This window comes from Streptomyces sp. NPDC059567 (assembly GCF_042735655.1).
Lineage (GTDB): Bacteria > Actinomycetota > Actinomycetes > Streptomycetales > Streptomycetaceae > Streptomyces.
Genome location: NZ_JBHWBS010000011.1, coordinates 66,203 through 89,607 on the forward strand (window position 1 = coordinate 66,203; position 23,405 = coordinate 89,607).

The window sequence follows — 23,405 nt, forward strand, 5'->3', positions numbered from 1 at the left end:
GCCCCGGGGGCGCACCCCCGGGGGGGTGGGGGGGGGCGCCCCCCCGCCGGGGGCGCCCCCCCCCTCCGCGCGCTCAGGCGCCGACGTTGAACTCGGCCGGGTCGGGCCCGAGGCGCCGGTTCTCGTCGAGGACGGCGATCGCGGCCATGTCCTCGGCGTCCAGCTCGAAGCCGAACACGTCGATGTTCTCCTGGATACGGGACGGGGTCACCGACTTCGGGATGACCACGTTCCCGACCTGCAGGTGCCAGCGCAGCACCACCTGGGCCGGAGTGCGGCCGTGCTTCTGCGCGACGGCGACGATCGCCGGAACCTCCAGGAGGCCCTTGCCCTGCCCCAGCGGCGACCAGGCCTCGGTGGCGATGCCGTGCGCGGCGTGGGCCTCGCGCGACGCCGCCTGCTGGAGGTGTGGGTGCAGCTCGATCTGGTTGACGGCGGGGACGATCGAGGTCTCGCCGATCAGCCGCTCCAGGTGCTCCGGAAGGAAGTTGGAGACACCGATCGCCTTCGCCCGGCCGTCGGCGTGGATCTTCTCGAACGCCCGGTACGTGTCGACGTACGCGTCCTTCGTCGGCACCGGCCAGTGGATCAGGTACAGGTCGACGTAGTCGAGACCCAGCTTGTCGAGGGAGGCGTCGAAGGCCCGCAGGGTCGAGTCGTGGCCCTGCTCGCTGTTCCACAGCTTGGTGGTGACGAACAGCTCCTCGCGAGCGACGCCGGACGCGGCGATCGCCTTTCCGGTGCCCGTCTCGTTCTGGTAGATCGCGGCGGTGTCGATGGAGCGGTAGCCCGCCTCCAGAGCCGTGGTCACCGCGCGCGTCGCCTCGTCGTCCGGCACCTGCCAGACACCGAATCCGAGCTGCGGCATCTCCACGCCGTTGTTCAGGGTGAGGGAAGGGACCTTGTTGTCCGTGCTCACGTGCGGTCGATCCTAACGTCGTCGGGTGGTACTCCCACGGTCAACCATCTCAGACCCCTTCGCATTCCGCGGAGCCCGGAGGCGTCTGCGGATGTACCCCGGGAACGGCGCCGGGAACCCTGTCCGGTGCCGCGGTCGGTGCCGCGCTCGGAGCCGCGCCGAGATACGCCTCCCGTACGGCCGGGTCCGCGCGCACCTCGGCGGCCGTCCCCTCGGCCAGGACCCGGCCCAGGTCCAGGACCACGACGCGCGCGCACAGCTCCATCACGAAGGCCACGTTGTGCTCGACGAGCAGCACCGCGCAGTTCTCCTCCTCGGCCATGTGCCGGACGACGGCGGCGAGTTGGCGTCGCTCCTCGACGGTCGTGCCGGAGGCCGGCTCGTCGAGGAGCAGCACGCGCGGCGGGTCGGCGAGTGCTCGGGCGAGCTCGACCATGCGGGCCTGCCCGACGGGCAGCGCACCGGCGTACGACTCCGCGAGCGCGTCGAGCCCGCACTCGCGGAGCACGGCGGCGGCCCGCTCCCGATGGCGGCGCGTACCGCCCGGCCGCCAGTCCTGCGCCACCACCAGGTTGTCGGTCACCGTCAGCTGTCCGAAGAGCTGCTGGCGCTGGAAGGTCCGGCGGATGCCGTGACGGGCCCGCCACACCGGGGAGCGGCGGGTGATGTCCTCTCCAGCGAACGCGATGGATCCGCCGTCCGGCCGCCGGATCCCGGACAGGATGTCGAAGAGCGTGGTCTTGCCGGCACCGTTCGGCCCGATCAGGCCGCAGACCTCACCCGGGCGTACGGAGACCGTCACGTCGCGCAGGGCGTGGACGCCGCCGAAGCGGACGTCGATCCCGGCCGCGTGGAGCATCGCGCTCGTCATCGGCGGACCCCCGTTCCCAGATAGGCCTCGGCGAGCCGGTCCGTGTCCACCTCGGAGCGCGGCCCGGACCAGGCGATCCCGCCCTGCGAGAGGTACGCGACGGTGTCGGCGATACCGAGCACCTCCGCCGCCTTCTCCTCGACCAGGAGCAGCGCCGTGCCGCGCGCCCGCAGCTCGGTGAGGAGGCGGAAGACCTCGTCCACGAGGCGGGGCGCGAGTCCGAGCGAGGGTTCGTCGGCGACGAGGACGGCGGGTGGGCGCTGGAGGAGCGGGGCGAGCGCGAGGAGCTGCTGCTCGCCTCCGGACAGGGAGCCGGCGGCGACGGATCGGCGGGCGGCGAGCGCGGGGAAGCGCGCGTACACCGCGTCGCGGTCCTCGGGCGCGGGGAGCTGGAGGGCCAGGTTCTCCTCGATGGAGAGGCCGGCGAAGATCCCCCGTCCCTCGGGCGCGAGCCGCACCCCACGTCGGGCACGCGCCACGACCGTGTCGCGGCCGGCGTCCTCCCCGCGTACGCGCACCAGCCCTTCGTCGGGCCGCAGGAGCCCCGCGGCGACCCGGCACAGGGTGGACTTCCCGGCCCCGTTGGGCCCGAGCAGGACCAGCGTCTCCCCGGCGCGCACCCCGAGATCCACCCCGTGCAACACGGACGCGCCGCCGTACCCGGCATGCACGCCGCCCAGCTCGAGGGCAGGCGACCCTACGGCGCCCGCCGGGCTCGTCACCGCGCCGCCGCCGAAGGACGGCCCCGCGTCCCGCGCGGCCCGTGCCGCGCGGGCCGGTGCGCTCGTCGTCAGCCCGGCGTCCGCGGTCCGTGCGGCTGCCCCTGCCGCCTTCGCGGCGTCCGAGGTCCGCGCCGTGCGAGTCGGTGCTTCCGTCGTCGGTCCGGTGTCCGCGGCCCGCCCGCCTGCCCCCGCCGTCTCCGCGGCGTCAGCCGCCGCGCCCGCTGCCCCCGCTGTTCGCCCCGCGCGCGGGGTGGGCAGCGCGCCCACCGGCGTGAGGGTCTCGCTCTCCGGACGACGGGAGCCCCGGGGCCCGCTCCGGCGGGTGGCTCGGCGCGATGGCAGTGCCGCGCAGTAGCCGTCCGGGTCGTTCGCGAGGGCCAGGCCCGCCAGGCCGAAGAGGATCACCGGCAGGTGCGCGGATTCCGTCACGTACGTCGCCATCAGATGCGGGACCACCGCGAAGACCAGCCCGGCCACCACCGCGAACTGCGGCCGCCGCACCCCCGCCGCGACGACCACCGCCAGCCACACCAGACCGGTCATCGCCGTGAAGTCCGTGGCAGTGATCCGGGTGTTGTACGAGGCGTACAGCACGCCGCCGAAGCCCGCGAGGGCCGCCGACACCGTGAAGACCAGGAGCTTCGTCCGTACCACCGACACCCCCGACGCCGAGGCGGCCTCCGGCGCCGAGCGGACCGCAAGGACCGCCCGGCCCCACCGGGAGCCGCGCAGCCAGGTCAGCAGCCACACGACCACCGCGCTCAGCACCACCAGCGCGACGCCCAGCGCCCGGTCGTCGCCCAGGTCCACCGGGCCGAGGACGGGGCGCGGGATCTCCCAGCCCGTGTCCCCGTTGCGCAACCACCCCACCTGGAACAGCACTTGGTCCGCCAGGAACGCGAGGGCCAGCGTGGCCAGCGCCAGCGACCGACCCCCGAGCCGCAGCGCGGGCAGCGCCACCACCGCGCCGAGCAGCGCCGCCGCGACCGTGCCGACCGCCGCCGCGGCCACGAACGGCCAGCCGCGGCTCATCAGCAGCCCCGCCACCAGCGCCGCGCCCGTCACGAACGTCGCCTGGGCGAGCGACACCATCGCCCCGAGGCCCGTGACCACGGTGAACGACATGAAGACCAGCCCGATCGCGAGGCCCTGCGCCAGGATCCCGCTCCAGAACGGTGTGGTGACCGTGTAGAACGCCGTGGCGAGCAGCGCGCCGGCGACGGCCCACGCGCCCCACCGGCGGCCCCAGCCCTTGCCGGCGAGATAGTCGACCGGCGGCGGATCCGCGGCGGCCGTGCCGGCCGCGCGCCGGCGCCGCGCCAGGACGACGAGACCGCCGAAGAGGATCAGGAAGGGCACCGCCGTACGGAAACCGGTGATGTCCTCCGCGAACGACGCGTACCCGGCGACGAGGTTCTGCAGCACCCCGAGCCCGAGCCCGCCCGCGAAGGCGAGCGGCACCGACACGAACCGTCCGAGCACCGCCGCGGTCGCGGAGACGAACAGGAACAGGGTGTAGTCGTGGGCGGAGAGACCGAGGAGCGGGGTCGCGAGGACCCCGGCGAGGCCCGCGAGCCCCGACGACAGCATCCACGCGATCGAGGACAACCGGTCCGCGCTGATGCCCCGCAGCTCCGTCAGCGAGCGGTTGTCGACGGCGGCCCGCAGCCGGAGTCCGAGGCGGGTGTGCCGCATCAGCACCCACAGCCCGGCCGCCACGAGCGCCGTCGCGATCCAAGTGATCAGCTGGTCGGAGTCGATGCCGACGCCGTCGAAGGGCTGCCAGGACACCGCCGGGCTCGGCCCGACACCGGGGAGCCCGAACTGGTTCTCGGCGGGCTGGACCGGGGCGCCGGCCCGCTCCAGGAGCTCGACGACCCACAGACCGGCGGCCGGCAGCGCGACCAGCAGACCGATCGTGGCCACGATCTGCGCCGTCTCGCCCACCCGGGCCAGCTTTCGGAACATCAGCCGGTCCAGGCCCCAGCCCAGTGCGGGCGCGACGGCGCACACGAGCAGCAGCGCCGTCGGCACGGCGGGCCAGCCGAAGCCGGAGTGGAGCTCGTAGAAGGTCAGCGCGCACAGGTAGGCGGTGGCGCCGTGGGCGAAGTTGAAGAGTCCGGAGGCGGAGTACGACAGCACGAGCCCGGTCGCGAGCAGCGCGTACAGCGCGCCCGAGACCAGACCGCTCAGCACGAAGCCCAGCAGGTCACCCACGGCGACGCCCTAGCCGAAGGGGATCGGCGGGTAGCACTTGAACGGCACCGCCACCTCGTAGCGTCCGTTCGTCAGCCGGACGAGCGCACCGCAGCCGAAGCTCTCCTTCTGGCCCTTCGGCTCGGCGCGGTCGCCCACGAGCGTTCCGGTGTCGGAGAAGCCGGCCGCGGCCTTCTGGAAGGAGTCGACGGTCAGGTCCTTGCCGGCCCTCGCGGCGATCGCGAGGAAGAGGTCGGCGCTCATGTAGCCGGTGAGCATGTGCATGTTGAGCGGCACGTCCTTGCCGCCCGCGGCCTGCTTGATGTCCGCCTTGAACTGTCGCATCGCGGGGCTGTCGGCCTCGAACGGCTGGAACTGCAGCAGCACGTGCACCCCGTCCAGCGCCTGTCGTGTCGCGTCCTTCGCCAGCAGCCCTGGGTCGTAGTCGGTGGGGTCGGAGATGACGCCCTTGTAGCCGGACCGCTTGAGCGCGGTGAACAGGCCGATGTTGTACGGGGTCTGCATCACGGAGACGACGGCGTCGGGCGCGCCGCCGCCGGGGCCCGAGCGGAGGATCTCCTTCGTGTACGCCGACCAGTCGCTGGGCATCGAGGTCGCGGGCACGGCGGCCTTGGCGTAGGAGACCTGGAAGCCGGCCGCCTTGAAGCCCTGGGTGAAGGTACGGATGCCGAACTTGCCGGCGTCGTTGTCGCCGGCGATCAGCGCCACCGACTTGCCGCGCGCGCCGCCGAGGACGGTGGCGAGCCCTTCGGGCCAGGTCTGGTTGAGAGTGCCGCCCGGGGTCGGGACGAGACAGCCGTTGAAGCCGTAGATGTACGCCGGGCCGCAGAACGAGGGGAGCGTGCCCCAGCCGACGGTGGGCACCTTCTGGCCGTTGAGGAAGTCCGCTCCGGCGAAGGTGACCGAGCTCATGGGGGAGACGGCGAACACCTTGTCCTGCTGGACGAGTTTGCGGGCCGCCGCCAGGTTCTTCGCGGGGTCCTGGCCGTCGTCCTCCGCGCCCAGGTAGTCGATCCGGCGCCCGTTGACACCGCCCTCGGCGTTGGCCCGGTCGTAGCGCGCCTTGGCGCCGAGGTCGGTGTCCTTCTTGGAGTAGCCGCTCGCGGTGGTCATGGAGACGATCCCGCCGACCTTGATCGTGTCGGCGGTGACTCCGCGTGCGGAGGAGCCGGTCGTACTCCCGCCGCTGGAAGCGGAGTTGCAGGCGGTGACGAGCAGCAGGGCGAAAGCGGCGGCGATGGTGCCGAGCGGTCGAGGCACGGGCGATCCCTCCGTCGGGGTGACCGCATTCTGTGACCGTGCCGATGAACCGTCAATAACTGATACACCGTCAATTGATGATGTGTCAGTCAGGTTTGGGCGGGGCCCCGCCGGGGGTGGGCTCGTGCGTGGCGATCAGCCGTACAGCGCCGCGACCTCCGTCGCGTACGCCTTCTCGATCGCCTTGCGCTTCAGCTTGAGGGAGGGCGTGAGCAGCCCGTGCTCCTCGCTGAACGGGTGCGCCAGTATCCGGAAGGTCCGGATGGACTCGGCCTGCGAGACCAGGGTGTTGGCCGCCACCACGGCCCGTCGGATCTCGGTCTCCAGGCTCGGGTCGCGCACCAGCTCGGCCGGCGGCATGGGCGGCCGCCCCTGCATCGCCAGCCAGTGCTCCACCGCCTCCTGGTCCATCGTCACCAGCGCGGCGATGTACGGCCGGTCGTTGCCCACCACGATGCACTGCGCGATCAGCGGATGCGACCGCACCCGCTCCTCGAGACCTGCCGGCGAGACGGACTTGCCGCCCGAGGTCACCAGGATCTCCTTCTTCCGCCCGGTGATCGTCAGATAGCCCTCCTCGTCGAGCATCCCCAGATCGCCGGTGGCCAGCCACCCGTCGTTGAGGACGACGGAGGTGGCCTGCGGATTGTTGAGGTACCCGGAGAAGATCTGGCCGCCGTGCAGCCACACCTCCCCGTCCTCCGCGATGTGCACCGTCGTGCCCGGAACGGGCTGCCCCACCGTCCCGTACTTGGTGCGCTCGGGCGGATTCGCGGTCGCGGCCGCCGAGGACTCCGTGAGGCCGTACCCCTCGAAGACCGTCACCCCCGCGCCCTCGAAGAAGAGCCCGAGCCGCCGGTCCATGCCCGAGCCGCCCGACATCGCATGCCGGACCCGCCCGCCCATCGCGTCGCGGACCTTTCCGTACACCACCTTCTCGAAGAACTGGTGCTGCATCCGCAGCCCCGCCGACGGGCCTGGCCCGAGCCCGAACGCCTTCTGCTCCATCGCCTCGGCGTACTTGACCGCCACGTCCACCGCCTTGTCGAAGGGGCCCAGCTTCCCCTCGCTCTCCGCCTTGCGGCGGGCCGCGTGGAAGACCTTCTCGAAGACATAGGGCACGGCCAGGATGAACGACGGCCGGAACGCGGCGAGGTCCGGCAGCAGCGCGGACGCCGCGAGGACCGGCTGATGGCCCAGCTTCACCCCGCTCTGCACGGCCGCGACCTCCACCATCCGCCCGAAGACATGGGCGAGCGGGAGGAAGAGCAGGGTCGTCGCCTCGTCGCCCGGCTTGGAGTGGAAGACCGGCTCCCAGCGGCCGACCAGCATGTCCGTCTCGAACATGAAGTTGGAGTGCGTGATGATGCAGCCCTTGGGGCGGCCCGTGGTGCCCGAGGTGTAGATGATCGTCGCCACCGACTCGGGCGTCACCGCCCGACGGTGGCGCTGCACGGTGTCCTCGTCGATCTCCGCGCCCGCCGCGACCAGCTCGGCGACCGCGCCCTCGCCCGCGTCGAGCTGCCACAGCCGCTGGAGCCGCGGCAGCCGGTCGATGACCGAACCGATCGTCATGGCGTGGTCCTCGTGCTCCACGACGCAGGCGGTCACCTCGGCGTCGTGCAGCATCCAGTAGACCTGCTCGGCCGAGGACGTGGGGTAGATCGGCACCGACTGCGCGCCCAGCGTCCACAGCGCGAAGTCGAACAGCGTCCACTCGTAGCGGGTCCTGGCCATGATGGCGACCCGGTCGCCGAACCGTACGCCGTGCGCGATCAGCCCTTTCGCGAGGGCGAGCACCTCGTCCCGGAACTGCGCCGCCGTCACGTCCCGCCACTGTCCGGCGGCGTCCTTGCGCCCGAACGTGACCCGGTCAGGCGTCCGCTCGGCGTGATCGAACACGGCGTCCGCCAGACCGCCGACCTGAGGCGCCGCCTCGACGGGCGGCACGGTGAACTCGCGCAATGACCTGCTCCTCGCCCGCTCGTTGTCGCTCTCCGTACGGCGCGGGTGACGGTACCCCACCCGACTGGCGGGCGGGAGGGCCTTCACCAAGCCGGGACATTGGGTGTTCTCACAGGTCAGGGGAGGGGGCGGAGGTAAGTTGCGGGTGACCGGGGCGGGTTACTGACTGGGGAGTAAGCAGGGTGGGCCCGAATCTCCACGGAATCTGTACCGGCCGCTCACGATCCCGGCGGAAGCCCGGGTCGGCGCCGTACGGGATCCGGCGGGACGGCCGGCCGACGTCGAGCCGGCCAGGCGGATGGGCCCCACGCCGCCGCCGTGTCCGCGCAGGCCACTCACCCCTCCCGTACGCCGTCAGCTCGGCGGGTGCGGCCGGTGCAGGCGGTCGCCGCCCGCCAGGATCGCCGCGGCCAGCGCGTCGGCCGCCTCCTGGGACGGCCCGCGCCGCCGGCCCTTGCGCAGGACGAAATCGACATCGCCCAGCTCGGGCAGGTCCGCCCGGGCCGGGAGCCGGGTCAGGCCGGGCGGAACCAGGCCGCGCGTGTGGGCCATGACGCCGAGCCCGGCCCGGGCCGCCGCGATGTTCGCGCTCAGGCTGCTGCTCGTACAGGCGATCCGCCACGCCCGCCCGTGCGCCTCCAGCGCTTCGAGGGCCCGGGCGCGGGTGATCCCGGGCGGCGGGAAGACGATCAGCGGAACAGGCCGGTCCGGGTCCAGTCGCAGCCGAGGGGAACCGATCCAGATCAGCGAGTCCTGCCAGACCAGCTCGCCCCCGCTCTCCTCGGCGCGCCGCTTGGCGAGGATCAGATCCAGGCGTCCCGCCTCGAGGCGGGCGTTCAGCGTCCCCGACAGCTCGACCGTCAGCTCCAGATCCACCTCGGGGTGCTCACGCCGGAACGACTCCAGGATCTCGGGCAGCCGGGTCACCACGAAGTCCTCCGAGGCGCCGAAGCGCAGCCGCCCGCGCAGCCGGGTCCCGGTGAAGAAGGCCGCGGCCCGCTCATGGGCCTGAAGGATCGTCCGGGCGAAGCCGAGCATCGCCTCCCCGTCCTCCGTCAGCTCGACGCTATGGGTGTCCCGGGTGAAAAGCGGACGCCCGGTCACCTCCTCCAGACGCCGTACGTGCTGGCTCACGGTCGACTGGCGCACACCGAGCCGCCGCGCGGCCTGCGTGAAGCTCAGCGTCTGCGCGACCGCGAGAAACGTCCGGAGCTGGGAGGGGTCGTACACCCGTCCACCGTAACCCGGTCATCGCGATTCGTGATGGCAGTCAGAGCGCTGTACGGGATTCCCGATGTCCGCGCGAGGGAGCAGGATGGGGAGGGAACGACCCCGCCCGAAAGCAGTGGAGAACATGAGCCGCCGCACGACCCTCCTCCCGTCCTGGTTGCCGATCGACCCGTTCATCCTGGCGCTGCTCGGTACGGTCGGCCTCGCTGCCCTGCTGCCCGCCTCCGGCGGCGCCGCCACGGTCGCCAACGGGGCCTCGACGGCGGCCATAGCCGTGCTGTTCTTCCTCTACGGCGCCCGGCTCTCCACCCGCGAGGCGCTCGACGGGATCAAGCACTGGCGGCTCCAGCTCACGGTCCTCGCCTGCACCTTCCTCCTCTTCCCGCTCCTCGGACTCGCGGCGAAGGGGCTGGTACCGGCCGTTCTCACACCCCCGCTCTACAGCGGCCTGCTCTTCCTCTGCCTGGTGCCCTCCACCATCCAGTCCTCCATCGCCTTCACCTCCATCGCGCGCGGCAACGTGCCCGCCGCGATCTGCGCGGGCTCCTTCTCCTCCCTCGCCGGGATCGTGCTGACCCCGCTGCTCGCCGCCGGCCTGATCGGGGGCGGCGTGGCCGGCTTCTCCGCCGACTCGCTGATGAAGATCGTGCTCCAGCTCCTCGTGCCCTTCCTGGCGGGCCAACTGCTGCGCCGCTGGGTGGGCCCGTTCCTGGTCCGGAACAAGAAGGCGCTCGGTTACGTCGACCGGGGCTCGATCCTGCTCGTCGTGTACACGGCCTTCAGCCACGGCATGGTCGCAGGCATCTGGCACCAGGTCACCCCGGCGCGGCTCGGACTCCTGCTCGCCGTCGAGGCGGTGCTGCTCGCGGTGATGCTCACGCTGAGCTGGTACGGGGCGAAGCGGCTGGGCTTCGACCGGGGGGACCGGATCGCCATCCAGTTCGCGGGCTCGAAGAAGAGCCTGGCAGCGGGCCTGCCGATGGCGAGCGTGCTGTTCGGGCCGCAGGCGTCGCTCGCCGTGCTGCCGCTCATGCTCTTCCACCAGATGCAGCTGATGGTCTGCGCGGTCCTCGCCAAGCGCCGCGCCCGGGACCTGGAACCGCACGTGGCCCCGACCGCGGAGCCGGCGCACAGCGCGAGGACGGCGGAGGCGGCCGCGGCGAGGGGCTGAGGCCGCCTGCGACAGGCACCCCTCCCGTTGGCGGGATCACATCCCCACCCCCACCGTGAAGATCAACCGGCCCGCTACCGTGCTCCCATGCCCGCACTCGATCCCGGCCGCACCGCGCTCGTCCTCGTCGACCTGATGGAACGCATCGTCGCCCTGCCCCTCGCACCCCGTCCCGGAACCGATGTCGTCGCCGCGGCCGCCCGGCTCGCCCGGACGTTCCGGGCCGCCGGCGCGCCCGTCGTCCACATCAGGGTCGAGCGGCCCGACGTCGAGACCCAGCCCCCCGGCAGCGAGCTGGTCCCCTCCCTCGTCCGGGCGGGCGACCACGTCGTGGTCAAGCGGACGATCGGCGGCTTCCAGGGCACCGGGCTCCACGAACTGCTCGCCGAACACTCGGTGACCACCGTCGTCTTCGGCGGCATCGCCACCAACCTGGGCGTCGAGTCGACCGCCCGCGCCGCCTGCGACCTCGGCTACGAACCCGTCTTCGCCGAGGACGCCATGTCCGCGCTCACCGCCGACGAGCACCACGCCTCGGTGGCACTCGACTTCCCGCGCCTCGGCACGGTCGCCCCCGTCTCCGCGATCACCTTGGAGGGACCCGCGTGACGCCCGTCCCGATACGTTACGGCGCCCGCCCCTGCTCCCTCGTCGTCTGCCGGGGCTGCTGCTGCGGCGACGCCCGAAAGAACCCCGGCATCGACCACGCCGGCCAGCTTGCCCGGCTCCGCAGCGCCGCGGCGGACTCCGGGGGCCGGCTGGCGGTCCGTACGAGCGACTGTCTCGGCCCGTGCGCGCAGGCCAACATCGTCGTGGTCCAGCCCTCCACGGAGGGCCGCCGCCGCGGCGGCCGGGCCGCCTGGATCGGCTTCACCGTGGACGACGACTGCCTCGACGACATCCTGGCCTGGACGGCCGCGGGCGGCCCGGGCATCGCCGAACCCCCGCCCACCCTGGCCCTCCAGATGATCGACCCCCCGGCCGAGACGAAGGCCCGCCGCGCCCGCTAGCTGCTCGGGCCGTGAACGGCCCGCCTACATCCCCAGTGCCTGCGTCAGCGACGTGATCAAAGCGATGGCCCCGCTGCCCGCCGCGGAACCGTCCCGGAGGGTGGCCAGCCAGCCGCGGATCCGGTCCTCGTCCACGGGACGGTCCTCCTCGTCGGCCCGCACCAGCTCCGCCCGGAGAAGCTCGGCGGCCTCCTCGCGCCCCGGGCTCTCCGCGCGCAGCAGGGCCACGAGTTCGCCTGCCAGTCGCAGGGCGTCGGCGGGCGTGGCCCCGTGGTGGAAGATCTGGTTGCGGCCGTGGTCACCGAAGTTCGACTGGCCGCTGATCGGTCCGTGGAAGTTGTAGGTGCCCATCGCTGTCCTTCACCCTTTCGTGCCGGCGGCCTTGGCCGGCGGAGCGGCCGGGGGCAGGGGCGACCCGACGGCGGTGGCCGGCGCCCCGCCGGCGACGTTGGAGCCGTAGTTCCCGAAGACGTTCTGTCCGACGACCGCGCCCTTGAAGGTGTACGAGTGGTGCGAGATGAGGGTCTGGGCCCGCTCGCCGTTCGACGCGAGTGCCGGGGGAGGGCGCGGGACCGGCCGGCGCAGGGGGCGCTCCCCGCCGGCCGGTGGCCCGACCCGTGTGGCGGACGGGCCCCGGGGTCAGCCGTGGGAGGCCGCGGCCCCGAGGGCGATCCGGTGCTCGCCCGCGTACACGTTCATGTCCGGCCCGCGCAGGAAGCCCACCAGCGTCAGGCCCGTCTCGACCGCCAGGTCCACGGCGAGCGACGACGGCGCCGAGACCGCCGCGAGCACCGGGATGCCCGCCATCACCGCCTTCTGCGCCAGCTCGAACGAGGCCCGGCCCGAGACCAGCAGGACCGCCCGGTCCAGCGGCAGCCGACCGTCGGTCAGAGCACGCCCGACCAGCTTGTCCACCGCGTTGTGACGGCCCACGTCCTCCCGTACGTCGAGCAGCTCGCCCTCCTCCGAGAACAGCGCCGCCGCATGCAGGCCCCCGGTCCGATCGAAGACCCGCTGGGCCGCGCGCAGCCGGTCGGGGAGGCGGGCCAGGAGCTCCGGGGCCAGCCGGACCGGGGGAGTGTCGGCGATCGGGAAGCGCGCCGTGGTCCGTACGGCGTCCAGGCTGGCCTTGCCGCACAGCCCGCACGACGACGTCGTGTAGACGTTCCGCTCCAGGGTGATGTCCGGGACGGGGACACCGGGCGCCAGCTGCACGTCCACCACGTTGTACGTGTTCGTGCCGTCGTCCTTGGCGCCCGCGCAGTACACGATGTTCCGTACGTCCGACGCGGCGCCGAGCACCCCCTCGCTGACCAGGAACCCGGCGGCGAGCGCGAAGTCGTCGCCGGGCGTGCGCATCGTGATCGCGAGCGGCTTGCCGTTCAGCCGGATCTCCAGCGGCTCCTCGGCCACCAGCGTGTCCGGGCGCTCGTTCACGGCCTCGCCGCGGATCCGCAGGACCCGTCGTCGCTCGGTCACCCGTCCCATGATCGCTACACCCGATTCTGTACGTGCTGGAAGCCGAAGCGGCCCTTGATGCAGAGGTTGCCGTGGGTCACCGGGTTGTCGTGCGGGGAGGTGACCTTGACGATCTCATTGTCCTGCACGTGCAGCGTGAGGTTGCAGCCCACTCCGCAGTACGCGCACACCGTCGTCGTCTCCGTCTGCGCCTGCTCGTCCCAGGAGCCGTCCGCCCGCATGTCGAACTCCCGCTTGAAGCTCAGCGCGCCCGTCGGGCAGACCTCGATGCAGTTGCCGCAGTACACACACGCCGAGTCGGTGAGCGGCCCGTCGTGCTCGACGGCGATCCGGGCGTCGAAGCCACGGCCGGTGACGGAGATCGCGAACGAGTTCTGCCACTGGTCGCCACAGGCGTCGACGCACTTGTAGCAGAGGATGCACTTGTCGTAGTCGCGGACGTACAGGTCGTTGTCGATCCGCGGCTCCTCGCCGAGCCGGCGGGCCTCCGGGCCGAAGCGGTCGGGCTCCGCCCCGTACTCCTTGATCCACTCGGCGGCGCGCGGGGTGGTGGAGAGATCCACCGAGGAGGCGAGCAGCTCCAGGACGACCTTCCGGCTGTGCCGGGTCCGCTCGGTGTCGGTACGGACGACCATCCCGGGCTCGGCCAGGCGCGAGCACGCCGGGGCGAGGGTCCTGGCCCCCTCGACCTCGACCACACAGACCCGACACGCGTTCTTCGGCGTGAGCGTGTCGCCGTGGCACAGGGTCGGCACGTCCTTCCCGGCCGCACGGCAGGCGTCGAGGATCGTCCCGCCCTCGGGGACGCGCACGGGCGTGTCGTCGAGCGTGAACTCCAGCAGACGGCGGGGCGGGGCGAGGGGAACCGTGGTCACTTGTAGACCCCCAGACGATCGATGGCGGACTCGACGGCGTTCCACGCGGTCTGGCCGAGACCGCAGATCGAGGCGTCGCGCAGGGCCTGCCCGACCTCGCGCAGCAGAGCGATGTCACCGGCCGCCGCCTCTCCCGTACGGTCCTTGACGCGGTGCAGCGCCTCCTCCTGCCGGACCGTGCCGACCCGGCAGGGCACGCACTGGCCGCAGGACTCGTCGCGGAAGAACTCGGCGATGCGCAGCAGGATCCGCGGCAGGTCCACGGACTCGTCGAGGACGAGGACCACACCGGAGCCGAGGGTCGTGCCGGCGGCCCGGGTGCCCTCGAAGGTGAGCGGGATGTCCAGCTCGTCCGGGCGGACGAAGCCGCCCGCCGCCCCGCCGAGCAGCACCGCGCGCAGCGTGTCCGGCCGCCCGGCGAGGCCGAGGATGTCGTCGAGGGTCGCCCCGAACGGGAGCTCGTACACGCCGGGGCGGTCGACGGCGCCCGAGACGCAGAACAGCTTGGTCTCGGTGGCGCGGAACTCCTCGGCGCCCTGGGTGAGGATCGGCAGGACGTTCACGAGCGTCTCGACGTTGTTCGCGGCCGTCGGCTTGCCGAACAGTCCCTTCTCGACGGGGAAGGGCGGCTTGGAGCGGGGCTCGCCCCGGTACCCCTCGATGGAGTTGAAGAGGGCGGTCTCCTCACCGCAGATGTACGCGCCGGCGCCGCGCCGCATCTCGATGTCGAAGGCGAAGCCGCTGCCGAGGATGTCGTCGCCGAGGAGCCCGCGGGCACGCGCCTCGTCGATCGCGTGGGTGAGTCTCTCGTACGCGCGGGGGTACTCGCCCCGGATGTAGAGGTAGCCCTGGTGGGCGCCGACGGCGTACCCGGCGACGGTCATCGCCTCGACGAGCGCGTACGGGTCGCCCTCCATGACCACGCGGTCCTTGAAGGTGCCCGGCTCGGACTCGTCGGCGTTGCACACGACGTAGTGGGGGGCATCGGGCTGCGAGGCCGTCGCCTGCCACTTCCGCCCGGTCGGGAACGCGGCCCCTCCTCGTCCGACGAGCCCGGACTCGGTGACCTCGCGGATCACCCCGGCGGGCCCGAGCGCGAACGCCCGCCGCAGCGCGGCGTATCCGCCGTGCGCCCGGTAGTCGTCCACGCTCCCCGGATCGACGACCCCGACCCGGCCGAGGAGTTGGAGCGCGGGAGCTTGTGGGCGATCGTCCCGCAGGGCGGGACTGGTGGGCACAACCCGACCACCGGGCCGCACCGACCGCGCAGCGTGTTCCGGCCACTCGGCGTGCCCGGCTTGTGGCACGGCCATGACGGCGGGTGCCTCGGGCGCGGTGGCCTCCGGGGCCCGGACGGCCCGGGCCAGCCCGTCGGCCGTCGCCGGCGCGACGACCACGGTGAGACGGGTGCGCGGGGCCGGTGCCGTGGCGGGCCCGTCGCCCCGGGTCGTGCCTCCCGGGGCGACGGAGTTCGGAGTGTCGGCCGCTGTCGGCTCCTGCCCGCTGAGCGCACCGAGCAGCGAGGTGCCGGGGCCGGCGGGTGACGCCGACCGACTGGGGGCGGGCCCCGACGGCCCGCGGGGTGTCGCGGACGGATCGGGCGCCGGCCCCGACGGACCCGGGGCCGGCCCGGACATCCCGGGCGCAGGACCCGACGTCCCGCCGACCCCGGCGCCCGCGTCCGCCCCCGCCCGTACCAGCAGAGCCGCCGGCGCTCGTTCGCACAGGCCCAGGCACGGGCTCGGTTCGAAGGCGACGCCCTCGGCCGTCAGGCCCTCCGTCACCGCCGCCGATCCCCGGGCCGCGCACGTCAGGTCCGTGCAGACGTGGAGGACCTGCGCCGGGCGGGGGCGTACCGCGAACATCGAGTAGAACGTCGCCACCCCGTACGCCTCCGCCGGCGGCACCGTCAGCCGGCGGCACAGATAGTCCAGGCCGCCCTCGCTGATCCACCCCACCCGGTCGTTGAGCGCGTGCAGCCCCGGCAGCAGCAGGTCCCGGTGCTCTCGGGCCTCCCGGCCGCCCCGCGCCCACCGCAGATCCGCAGCCGAACGGTCGTCCGCGCCCTCCCACGCCGACTCCGGTGGACCGAGGACCGCGTCGACCGCCTCCCGCTCGTCGTCCGTCGGCTTGCTGTCACCGAAGCGCAGATCCATCGTCCGCCACCTCCGCCACCCTCTCGATCCGTATCGCCGATGCCTTGAACTCCGCCGTTCCCGCGATCGGACAGTTCGCCTCGATCGTCAGCCGGTTGGTGTCGACCTCGTCCGGAAAGTGCATCGTCATGAACGCGAGCCCCGGCCGCAGCGCGGGATCCACCCACACCGGCGCCACCACCGACCCCCGCCGCGACGTCACCCGGACCCGCTGGCCCACCGCGACGCCGTACCGCTCCGCGTCCTCCGGACACAGCTCCACGAACTCGCCGCGCCGCAGCGGAGAGGCGAAACTCCCGCTCTGTACACCGGTGTTGTACGAGTCCAGCCGTCGGCCGGTCGTGAGCCGGATCGGATACTCCTCGTCCGTGAGATCGACCGGCGGATCGTGCCGCACGATCCCGAACGGCGCCCGCCTGCCCAGCAGTTCCGGATGATCCCTCTCCCACAACCTGCCGTGCAGGAAGGACGGTTCGAGCCGTTCCAGGTCCGGGCACGGCCACTGGATGCCCTGATGCTCCTCCAGGCGGTCGTACGTCATGCCCCAGTGGTCCGGCGACAGCGCCCGCAGTTCGTTCCAGACGGCCTCGGCGTCCGCGTACTTCCACTCCTCGTGGCCGAGCCGGCGCGCGAGCTCGCAGATGATGTCGATGTCCTCGCGGGCCTCACCCGGCGGCAGCACCGCCCGCCGGACCCGCTGCACCCGCCGCTCGCTGTTGGTGGTGGTGCCCTCCGTCTCGCACCACGCCGCCGTCGCCGGCAGCACCACGTCCGCGAACTCGGCCGTCCTGGTGAGGAAGATGTCCTGCACCACCAGGCAGTCCAGCTTCGCGAGCCGCTCCATCGCCTGTCCGCTGTCCGCCTCCGACTGCGCCGGGTTCTCGCCGATGCAGTACACGGCCCGCAGCTCGCCGCTCTCCATCGCCTCGAACATCTCGGTCAGCGTCCGCCCGTACCGGGGCTGGATGCCCACGCCCCAGAAGGACTCGAACTTCTCCCGCACCCCCGCGTCGAGGATGTCCTGGAAGCCGGGCAGCCGGTTCGGGATCGCGCCCATGTCCCCGCCGCCCTGCACGTTGTTCTGCCCGCGCAGCGGCTGCACCCCGGAGCCGTACCGCCCCACGTGCCCGGTCAGCAGCGCCAGGTTGATCAACGCGCGGACGTTGTCGGTGCCGTTGTGGTGTTCGGTGATGCCGAGCGTCCAGCACAACTGCGCCCGCTCCGCCCGTGCGAAGGCGTGCGCCAACTCCCGTATCGCGGTGGCCGGTACGCCGGTCACCTTCGACGCCGCCGTCAGCGTCCACGGCTCGACCAGGGCCCGGTACTCCTCGAAGCCGCTCGTCGCCCGCTCCACGAACGCCCGGTTGTACAGGCCCTCGTGGATGATCTCGCGGCCGATGGCATGCGCGAGCGGGATGTCGGTGCCGATGTCGAGCCCGAGCCAGCTCTCGGCCCACTCGGCGGTCGAGGTGCGGCGCGGATCGACCGCGTACATCCGCGCCCCGTTCCGGATCCCCTTCAGCACGTGCTGGAAGAAGATCGGGTGCGCGAAGCGGGCGTTGGAGCCCCACATCACGATCACGTCGGTGTGCTCGATCTCCTCGTAGGAGGACGTGCCGCCGCCCGAGCCGAAGACCGCCGAGAGGCCGGCGACGCTCGGCGCGTGACAGGTCCGGTTGCAGGAGTCGACGTCGTTGGTGCCCATCACCACGCGGGCGAACTTCTGCGCCACGTAGTTCATCTCGTTGGTGGCGCGGGCGCAGGAGAACATTCCGAACGCGCCCCTGGCCGCCCGGAATCCGGCCGCCGCCCGTTCCAGCGCCTCGTCCCAGCTCGCCGGTCGCAGCGGCCCGCCCTTCTCGTCCCGTACGAGCGGACGGGTGAGCCGGGTGTACGTCTTCGGGGTGCGGTCCCGCTTCCTCGTGTTCGTCATGCGGTGCTCCTGGACTGGGTCGCGAGCAGATCCGACAGGGCGTGGACGGTACGGAGCGTCGGCACCGGTACGTCGGTGACGGCCGCGAGCTCCACCACGGCCGCGAGGAGCACGTCCAGCTCCAGCGGTTTGCCCCGCTCCAGGTCCTGGAGGGTGGAGGTGCGGTGGTCGCCGACCCGTTCCGCCCCGGCGAGGCGCCGCTCGACGGAGATGTCGGGACGGCAGCCGAGGGCCGCGGCGACGGCCAGGGTCTCGTGCATCATCAGCTCGATCACCTGCCGCGTACCGCCGTGCAGACACATCTCGCGCATCGTCGCCCGGGCGAGCGCGCTGATGGGGTTGAAGGAGATGTTGCCGAGCAGCTTGATCCAGATGTCGTCGCGCAGCTCCGATTCGACCGGGCACTTCAGGCCCCCGGCGCGCATCGCCTCGGCGAACACCTCGCAGCGCTTGGACGACGAGCGGTCGGGCTCGCCGATGGAGAACCGGGTGCCCTCCAGATGGCGGACGACCCCGGGGCCGCTGAGCTCGGTCGCGGCGTAGACGACGCAGCCGATGGCCCGCTCGGGGGCGAGGACCGCCGAGACCGCGCCGCCCGGGTCGACGCTCTCGACGCGATGGCCGTCGTGCGGGCCGCCGTGCCGGTGGAAGTACCACCAGGGGATGCCGTTCTGGGCGGCGACGACCGCCGTGGTGTCGTGCAGGAGCGGCGCGATGAGCGGCCCGCACGCCGCGTACGCGTTGGCCTTCAGGCCGAGGAAGACATAGTCGACGGGGCCGATCTCGGTCGGGTCGTCGGTGGCGTGCACCCGGGCGGTGAAATCGCCGCGCGGGCTCTCGACCCGTACGCCGTGCTGCCTCATGGCCGCGAGATGCGGTCCACGGGCGATCAGATGGACATCGGCGCCGGCGCGGTCGAGCGCGGCTCCGACGTAGGCGCCGATCGCACCGGCGCCGAGGACTGCGACCTTCACGTGCGGGTCTCCGTTCGGTTGAGGGAACCGCGAGGGACCAGGCGGGAGTTCACTGTGTCGACGAAATATTGTCTACAGTATGGAAGGAGGGCCGACAAGGGGGCGCGGAACGCCCCGTTGTCCCCGTTGTCACGGTCTCCCAACACCTACGGGCGAATCTTGGTGGTTTACGTGCCTGGTTACCGATCAGTCGCTGGCAAGACTGGGTGGTTCCTGCTTCCGCTTCACCACGCGCCACACTGAACCCAAGGGGGTCCCGGGCATGACGGGCACTCGTATCGCCGCGCTCGGGCACTACCAGCCCGCCAAGGTGCTCACCAATGGCGACCTGGCCGCACTCGTCGACACCAGCGACGAATGGATCAGCAGTCGGGTCGGGATCAGGACGCGCCACATGGCCGGCCCGGACGAGCCGGTGGACGAACTCGCCGCGCACGCCGCCGGCAAGGCCCTCGCCGCCGCCGGTCTCGGCCCCGCCGACATCGACCTGGTCCTCGTCGCCACCTCCACGGCGATCGACCGCTCGCCCAACACCGCCGCCCGCGTCGCCGCCCGGCTCGGGATGGGCTCGCCCGCCACCATGGACCTCAACGTGGTCTGCGCCGGCTTCACCCACGCCCTCGCCACCGCCGACCACGCGATCCGCGCCGGCGGCGCGCGGCGCGCGCTGGTCATCGGCGCCGACAAGATGACCGAGGTGACGGACTGGACCGACCGCACGACCTGCGTCCTCGTCGGCGACGGCGCGGGCGCGGCCGTCGTCGAGGCGGTCGCGGAGGGCGACGAGCCCTGCATCGGTCCCGTCCTGTGGGGCTCGGTCCCGGAGATGGGCAACGCCGTACGGATCGAGGGCACCCCGCCGCGCTTCGCTCAGGAGGGCCAGTCCGTCTACCGCTGGGCCACCCAGCGGCTCCCCGCCCTCGCCCGCCAGGCCTGCGAACGCTCGGGCCTCGCGCCCGAGGACCTCGCGGGCGTCGTGCTGCACCAGGCCAACCTGCGGATCATCGAGCCGCTCGCCGCGAAGATCGGCGCGGTCAACGCGGTCGTCGCCCGCGATGTCATCGAGTCCGGGAACACCTCGGCCGCCTCGATCCCGCTGGCGCTCGCGAAGCTGGTCGAGCGGGGCGAACTCCCCTCCGGCGCGCCGACCCTGCTCTTCGGCTTCGGCGGCAACCTCTCGTACGCGGGCCAGGTCGTGCGGGTGCCGTAGCCGGACGTGGGAGCGTTTCGGCCGAGATCGCGACGGGCCGCATGGCTGGACATCGGCGCCGGTAGACTGTAGACGATAGCCAATCCGCGTTGATCGCTCACGGCGAATCGAGGAGGTCGCGATGTTGTCCGCAGGACTGCCGCAAGGAGCCGTGCCCAGGCTGGAGCGGCCCGGGCCGCTGCGCGACCGGGTGTACGAGGCGCTGCTCGAACTGATCACCACCCGCGCCCTGCGCCCCGGCCAGCACCTGGTCGAGAGCGAGCTCGCCGGACACCTCGGTGTCTCCCGGCAGCCGGTGCGCGAGGCGCTCCAGCGCCTGAACACCGAGGGCTGGGTGGACCTGCGTCCCGCGCAGGGAGCCTTCGTCCACGAGCCCACCGACGAGGAGGCCGACCAGCTCCTCTCCGTCCGTACGCTCCTGGAGGCAGAAGCCGCCCGGCTCGCCGCCGCGAACTCCGGCTCAGCCGGCATTGCCGCGCTGGAGGAGCTGTGCGCACGCGGCGAGCAGGCGGTCGCGGACGACGACGTCGACCTCGCCGTGGCCACCAACGCGGCCTTCCACGCCAAGGTCATGGAACTGGCCGGAAACCTCGTCCTGTCCGAGCTGGCGGGCCAGGTGGACCGCCGGGTCCGCTGGTACTACACGCCGGTCGCCCGGCAGCGCGGCAAGCAGTCCTGGAAGGAACACCGGGAACTGATCGACGCGATCGCGGCCCGCGACGAGGCCCGCGCGACCACGATCATGCGCGCCCACACGGAACACACCCGCGCGACCTACCGCGAACACAGCCAGGGCTGAGCGGACCGAGCGGGCCGGCCGCCGACCCGGACGAGGGCCGACGCCTCCGTCGCGCACGTTCCCCGTTCGGCGGAGCCCGGTGGCGAGGGGGCCCGGGCCGCCCTAGCTTCGATCGCGTCGAGGGACATTTCCGGCCGTACGCGGAAACCGTCCGCGCCCGCCCCTCGCGTGATCTGGAGGATCGCCATGCGCGCGATACGTGTCGCTTCCGCGACCCTGCTCGCCACCACCGCCCTCGCCCTCACCGCACCGGCGGCCCTGGCCGACGAAGGCACCGGCGGCACCATCACGTCGTTCGGCTTCTCCGTCTCGCCCTCGACGGTCGCCCCCGGCGGCACGGTCACGCTGAAGTCCGACAGCTGCGAGGTCCCGTCCGTCACCGTCTCGTCCGGTGTCTTCGACACCGTCACCCTCACCGAGGGCAACACGGGCACCGCCACCATCGACGTCGAGGCCAAGGTCGGTGCGGAGTACCAGGTGACCTTCGACTGCAAGGGCGAGAAGGGCACCGCACCCCTCGTCATCGCCGGCGCCCCCACCGACCACTCCACGGGCGGCGACTCCACCAGCGGCCAGTCCACGGGCGGCCACGAGACCGGCGCCCAGGACACCGGCGTGCACAAGGGCGTCAAGGCAGGCTTCGGCGGCGGCGCCGGGGAGCTCGGCACCGCCGAAGTGGTCGCGGGCACCGTGCTGATCGCGGGCGCGCTCGGCGGCGCTGGCGTGCTGCTGACGCGCCGTCGCCGCACCGACGGCCGCGCCTGACGCCCGGACGAGGGGACCCGAAACGGCTCCTGCGCCCCGGGGTGACGAGGTCCGGGGCGGAGGAGCGCCCACGCGTACACGAAGAGAGCGGATCGTGCAGGGGTCGAGCGGGCCGAACGGATTGTCCAGGCGCGGCGCGTGGGGCGTCGTGGTCGTCGTCCTGCTGGTGGGGATCCACCTCGTACGAGGCGGTACGGAGGAATGGCGTGCCGGAGGCCCCCCGCAGCCGGTCGCCGCCGCGGCACCGGACCGTACGGGCGCCGCCGTCGCCCCGGCCCGCGAAACCGCCCCCGCCCCGCTGCCCGCCTCCCGCCCCGTCCGCGTCCGCATCCCGGCCGTCCGCGTCGACGCCCCCGTCACGGAGGTCGGCCGTGACGCCGAGGGATGGATCGACACCCCGCCCGCATACGAGAAGAACCTCACCGGCTGGTACACCGGCGCCGTCACCCCCGGCGAGCGGGGCACCGCCGTCGTCGTCGGTCATGTCGACACCCCGGACGGGCGGGCCGTCTTCTACGACCTCGGCGCGCTGGACAAGGGCCACCGCATCGAGATCGCCCGCAAGGACGGCCGGACGGCGGTCTTCTCCGTGTACGGCGTCGAGGTCGTCCCGAAGGAAGGCTTCCCGGCCGAGCGGGTCTACAAGGGGGGCGCCCTGCCCGAGCTGCGCCTCATCACCTGCGGGGGAGACTTCTCGCGGCAGCAGGGGTACGCGGGCAACGTCGTCGTCTCCGCCCGCCTGCTCGCCGTGCGCTGACCGGCGCGCGAACCCGAAGCCCCCGGCTTTGTCCTCGTTCAGGAAAAAGTCTGCCCGGATTCCTGCGCGACTTCTTCCCACCCCGGGACACCGCTGCTACGTTCCCCTCGAAAGCACGACGGAGAGCCCGCCACACGGAACCAGGGGAGGGGCGCGTGAGACGCATGACGGCACGACCTGCCAACGCGCACCAGGCGCGTCTGCTCCGGCTGTTGCGCGACGGAGGACCCAACTCCCGTGCACAGCTGGGCGATCAGATCGACCTCTCCCGCTCCAAGCTCGCCGTCGAGGTCGACCGGCTCCTGGAGACCGGTCTCGTCGTCGCGGACGGCCTCGCCGCCTCCCGCGGCGGCCGCCGTTCGCACAACATCCGGCTCGCCCCCGAACTCCGCTTCCTCGGCATCGACATCGGCGCCACCTCCGTCGATGTGGCCGTCACCAACGCCGAGTTGGAGGTGCTCGGGCATCTCAACCACCCGATGGACGTCCGCGAAGGTCCCGTCGCCGTCTTCGAGCAGGCCCTGTCGATGGCGGCCAAACTGCGCGCCTCCGGGCTCGCCGAAGGCTTCGACGGAGCCGGCATCGGCGTCCCCGGCCCGGTCCGCTTCCCCGAGGGCATCCCGGTCGCACCGCCGATCATGCCCGGCTGGGACGGCTTCCCCGTACGGGAGGCACTCAGCCAGGAACTCGGCTGCCCGGTCATGGTCGACAACGACGTGAACCTGATGGCCATGGGGGAGCAGCACGCCGGCGTCGCCCGCTCGGTCGGCGACTTCCTCTGCGTCAAGATCGGTACGGGCATCGGCTGCGGCATCGTCGTCGGCGGTGACGTCTACCGCGGTACGACGGGCAGCGCCGGCGACATCGGACACATCCAGGTGGAACCGGACGGCCGCGCCTGCGCGTGCGGCAACAAGGGCTGTCTGGAAGCCCACTTCAGCGGTGCAGCCCTCGCCCGCGACGCCGAGGACGCGGCGCGCGCGGGCAGGTCGGACGAGCTCGCCGGACGCCTCGCGGCGGCCGGCCGGCTCACGGCGATCGACGTCGCCCCCGCGGCCGCCCCGGGCGGCCGCACCCCCAGCGCCCCCCTAC

The 23,405-nt window shown here is 72.7% G+C and carries 20 protein-coding genes; 8 read left to right on the plus strand and 12 right to left on the minus strand.

Going from position 1 to position 23,405, the window contains the following annotated elements; translation table 11 throughout:
* Positions 1 to 73 precede the first annotated feature (73 nt).
* The 6 genes from ACFVZW_RS08390 to ACFVZW_RS08415 all read right to left on the minus strand — a co-directional run bounded on the left by ACFVZW_RS08390 (position 74) and on the right by ACFVZW_RS08415 (position 9,184).
* The gene (locus ACFVZW_RS08390) at positions 74 to 868 is read right to left on the minus strand and encodes an aldo/keto reductase (protein WP_384518678.1); all 795 of its coding nucleotides are present in this window, start codon (positions 866 to 868) and stop codon (positions 74 to 76) included.
* A gap of 100 nt (positions 869 to 968) precedes the next feature.
* Entirely contained in the window at positions 969 to 1,790 is an 822-nt protein-coding gene (locus ACFVZW_RS08395) for an ABC transporter ATP-binding protein (protein ID WP_384518554.1), read from the minus strand.
* The gene (locus tag ACFVZW_RS08400; protein WP_384518557.1) at positions 1,787 to 4,729 is read right to left on the minus strand and encodes an ATP-binding cassette domain-containing protein; all 2,943 of its coding nucleotides are present in this window, start codon (positions 4,727 to 4,729) and stop codon (positions 1,787 to 1,789) included. Before ACFVZW_RS08400 ends, ACFVZW_RS08395 begins: the two co-directional genes overlap by 4 nt.
* A gap of 9 nt (positions 4,730 to 4,738) precedes the next feature.
* Positions 4,739 to 5,989, minus strand: a complete 1,251-nt coding sequence (locus ACFVZW_RS08405; protein WP_384518560.1) for an ABC transporter substrate-binding protein — start codon at positions 5,987 to 5,989, stop codon at positions 4,739 to 4,741.
* 135 nt (positions 5,990 to 6,124) lie between these two features.
* Positions 6,125 to 7,954: an AMP-dependent synthetase/ligase gene (locus ACFVZW_RS08410; protein WP_384518563.1), complete on the minus strand. Its 1,830-nt coding sequence runs from the start codon at positions 7,952 to 7,954 to the stop codon at positions 6,125 to 6,127.
* A gap of 354 nt (positions 7,955 to 8,308) precedes the next feature.
* Positions 8,309 to 9,184: a LysR substrate-binding domain-containing protein gene (locus ACFVZW_RS08415; RefSeq protein ID WP_384518566.1), complete on the minus strand. Its 876-nt coding sequence runs from the start codon at positions 9,182 to 9,184 to the stop codon at positions 8,309 to 8,311.
* 124 nt (positions 9,185 to 9,308) lie between these two features.
* On the opposite strand from ACFVZW_RS08415, the gene ACFVZW_RS08420 reads away from it, so the two are divergent.
* The 3 genes from ACFVZW_RS08420 (at position 9,309) to ACFVZW_RS08430 (ending at position 11,365) form a co-directional block, all read left to right on the plus strand.
* Positions 9,309 to 10,355 carry a bile acid:sodium symporter family protein gene (locus ACFVZW_RS08420; RefSeq protein ID WP_384518568.1) on the plus strand — a complete coding sequence of 349 codons (1,047 nt, stop codon included), beginning with the start codon at positions 9,309 to 9,311 and terminating at the stop codon, positions 10,353 to 10,355.
* 87 nt (positions 10,356 to 10,442) lie between these two features.
* Positions 10,443 to 10,964, plus strand: coding sequence for an isochorismatase family protein (locus tag ACFVZW_RS08425; protein WP_384518571.1), 522 nt, complete (start codon positions 10,443 to 10,445; stop codon positions 10,962 to 10,964).
* Complete coding sequence (locus ACFVZW_RS08430) at positions 10,961 to 11,365, plus strand: (2Fe-2S) ferredoxin domain-containing protein (RefSeq protein ID WP_384518574.1); 405 nt, start codon at positions 10,961 to 10,963, stop codon at positions 11,363 to 11,365. Before ACFVZW_RS08425 ends, ACFVZW_RS08430 begins: the two co-directional genes overlap by 4 nt.
* 24 nt (positions 11,366 to 11,389) lie before the next feature.
* On the opposite strand, the gene ACFVZW_RS08435 is transcribed toward ACFVZW_RS08430, so the two are convergent.
* The 6 genes from ACFVZW_RS08435 to ACFVZW_RS08460 all read right to left on the minus strand — a co-directional run bounded on the left by ACFVZW_RS08435 (position 11,390) and on the right by ACFVZW_RS08460 (position 18,782).
* Positions 11,390 to 11,716: a hypothetical protein gene (locus tag ACFVZW_RS08435; RefSeq protein ID WP_384518577.1), complete on the minus strand. Its 327-nt coding sequence runs from the start codon at positions 11,714 to 11,716 to the stop codon at positions 11,390 to 11,392.
* A gap of 288 nt (positions 11,717 to 12,004) precedes the next feature.
* A complete protein-coding gene (gene fdhD, locus ACFVZW_RS08440; RefSeq protein WP_384518580.1) occupies positions 12,005 to 12,853 on the minus strand; it encodes a formate dehydrogenase accessory sulfurtransferase FdhD in 849 nt (282 codons plus the stop codon).
* Positions 12,854 to 12,858: 5 nt separating this feature from the next.
* Positions 12,859 to 13,719: a 2Fe-2S iron-sulfur cluster-binding protein gene (locus ACFVZW_RS08445; protein WP_384518583.1), complete on the minus strand. Its 861-nt coding sequence runs from the start codon at positions 13,717 to 13,719 to the stop codon at positions 12,859 to 12,861.
* Entirely contained in the window at positions 13,716 to 15,875 is a 2,160-nt protein-coding gene (locus tag ACFVZW_RS08450; protein WP_384518586.1) for an NADH-ubiquinone oxidoreductase-F iron-sulfur binding region domain-containing protein, read from the minus strand. Before ACFVZW_RS08450 ends, ACFVZW_RS08445 begins: the two co-directional genes overlap by 4 nt.
* The gene (locus ACFVZW_RS08455; RefSeq protein ID WP_384518588.1) at positions 15,856 to 17,808 is read right to left on the minus strand and encodes a molybdopterin oxidoreductase family protein; all 1,953 of its coding nucleotides are present in this window, start codon (positions 17,806 to 17,808) and stop codon (positions 15,856 to 15,858) included. The genes ACFVZW_RS08450 and ACFVZW_RS08455 overlap by 20 nt, the downstream gene beginning before the upstream one ends.
* Complete coding sequence (locus tag ACFVZW_RS08460) at positions 17,805 to 18,782, minus strand: 2-dehydropantoate 2-reductase (RefSeq protein WP_384518592.1); 978 nt, start codon at positions 18,780 to 18,782, stop codon at positions 17,805 to 17,807. Before ACFVZW_RS08460 ends, ACFVZW_RS08455 begins: the two co-directional genes overlap by 4 nt.
* 262 nt (positions 18,783 to 19,044) lie before the next feature.
* Here ACFVZW_RS08460 and ACFVZW_RS08465 point away from each other — a divergent pair, with 262 nt between their 5' ends.
* From ACFVZW_RS08465 to ACFVZW_RS08485, 5 genes are all read left to right on the plus strand, one after another.
* The gene (locus tag ACFVZW_RS08465; protein ID WP_384518595.1) at positions 19,045 to 19,992 is read left to right on the plus strand and encodes a beta-ketoacyl-ACP synthase III; all 948 of its coding nucleotides are present in this window, start codon (positions 19,045 to 19,047) and stop codon (positions 19,990 to 19,992) included.
* A 121-nt stretch (positions 19,993 to 20,113) separates the two neighbouring features.
* A complete protein-coding gene (locus tag ACFVZW_RS08470; protein ID WP_384518597.1) occupies positions 20,114 to 20,791 on the plus strand; it encodes a GntR family transcriptional regulator in 678 nt (225 codons plus the stop codon).
* Positions 20,792 to 20,977: 186 nt separating this feature from the next.
* Complete coding sequence (locus ACFVZW_RS08475) at positions 20,978 to 21,556, plus strand: hypothetical protein (protein WP_384518599.1); 579 nt, start codon at positions 20,978 to 20,980, stop codon at positions 21,554 to 21,556.
* A 94-nt stretch (positions 21,557 to 21,650) separates the two neighbouring features.
* On the plus strand, positions 21,651 to 22,313 hold the full coding sequence (locus ACFVZW_RS08480) for a class F sortase (RefSeq protein ID WP_384518602.1): 663 nt from the start codon (positions 21,651 to 21,653) through the stop codon (positions 22,311 to 22,313).
* A 164-nt stretch (positions 22,314 to 22,477) separates the two neighbouring features.
* A partial coding sequence (locus ACFVZW_RS08485; protein ID WP_384518605.1) for an ROK family protein occupies positions 22,478 to 23,405 on the plus strand: 928 nt, incomplete at its 3' end.

Coding starts and splice junctions, on each gene's coding strand:
- ACFVZW_RS08475 (WP_384518599.1), top strand. CDS start 20,978: ATGCGCGCGATACGTGTCGCTTCCGCGACCCTGCTCGCCACCACCGCC.
- ACFVZW_RS08390 (WP_384518678.1), bottom strand. CDS start 868: ATGCCGCAGCTCGGATTCGGTGTCTGGCAGGTGCCGGACGACGAGGCG.
- ACFVZW_RS08395 (WP_384518554.1), bottom strand. CDS start 1,790: ATGACGAGCGCGATGCTCCACGCGGCCGGGATCGACGTCCGCTTCGGC.
- ACFVZW_RS08470 (WP_384518597.1), top strand. CDS start 20,114: ATGTTGTCCGCAGGACTGCCGCAAGGAGCCGTGCCCAGGCTGGAGCGG.
- ACFVZW_RS08465 (WP_384518595.1), top strand. CDS start 19,045: ATGACGGGCACTCGTATCGCCGCGCTCGGGCACTACCAGCCCGCCAAG.
- ACFVZW_RS08420 (WP_384518568.1), top strand. CDS start 9,309: ATGAGCCGCCGCACGACCCTCCTCCCGTCCTGGTTGCCGATCGACCCG.
- fdhD (WP_384518580.1), bottom strand. CDS start 12,853: ATGGGACGGGTGACCGAGCGACGACGGGTCCTGCGGATCCGCGGCGAG.
- ACFVZW_RS08425 (WP_384518571.1), top strand. CDS start 10,443: ATGCCCGCACTCGATCCCGGCCGCACCGCGCTCGTCCTCGTCGACCTG.
- ACFVZW_RS08450 (WP_384518586.1), bottom strand. CDS start 15,875: ATGGATCTGCGCTTCGGTGACAGCAAGCCGACGGACGACGAGCGGGAG.
- ACFVZW_RS08455 (WP_384518588.1), bottom strand. CDS start 17,808: ATGACGAACACGAGGAAGCGGGACCGCACCCCGAAGACGTACACCCGG.
- ACFVZW_RS08435 (WP_384518577.1), bottom strand. CDS start 11,716: ATGGGCACCTACAACTTCCACGGACCGATCAGCGGCCAGTCGAACTTC.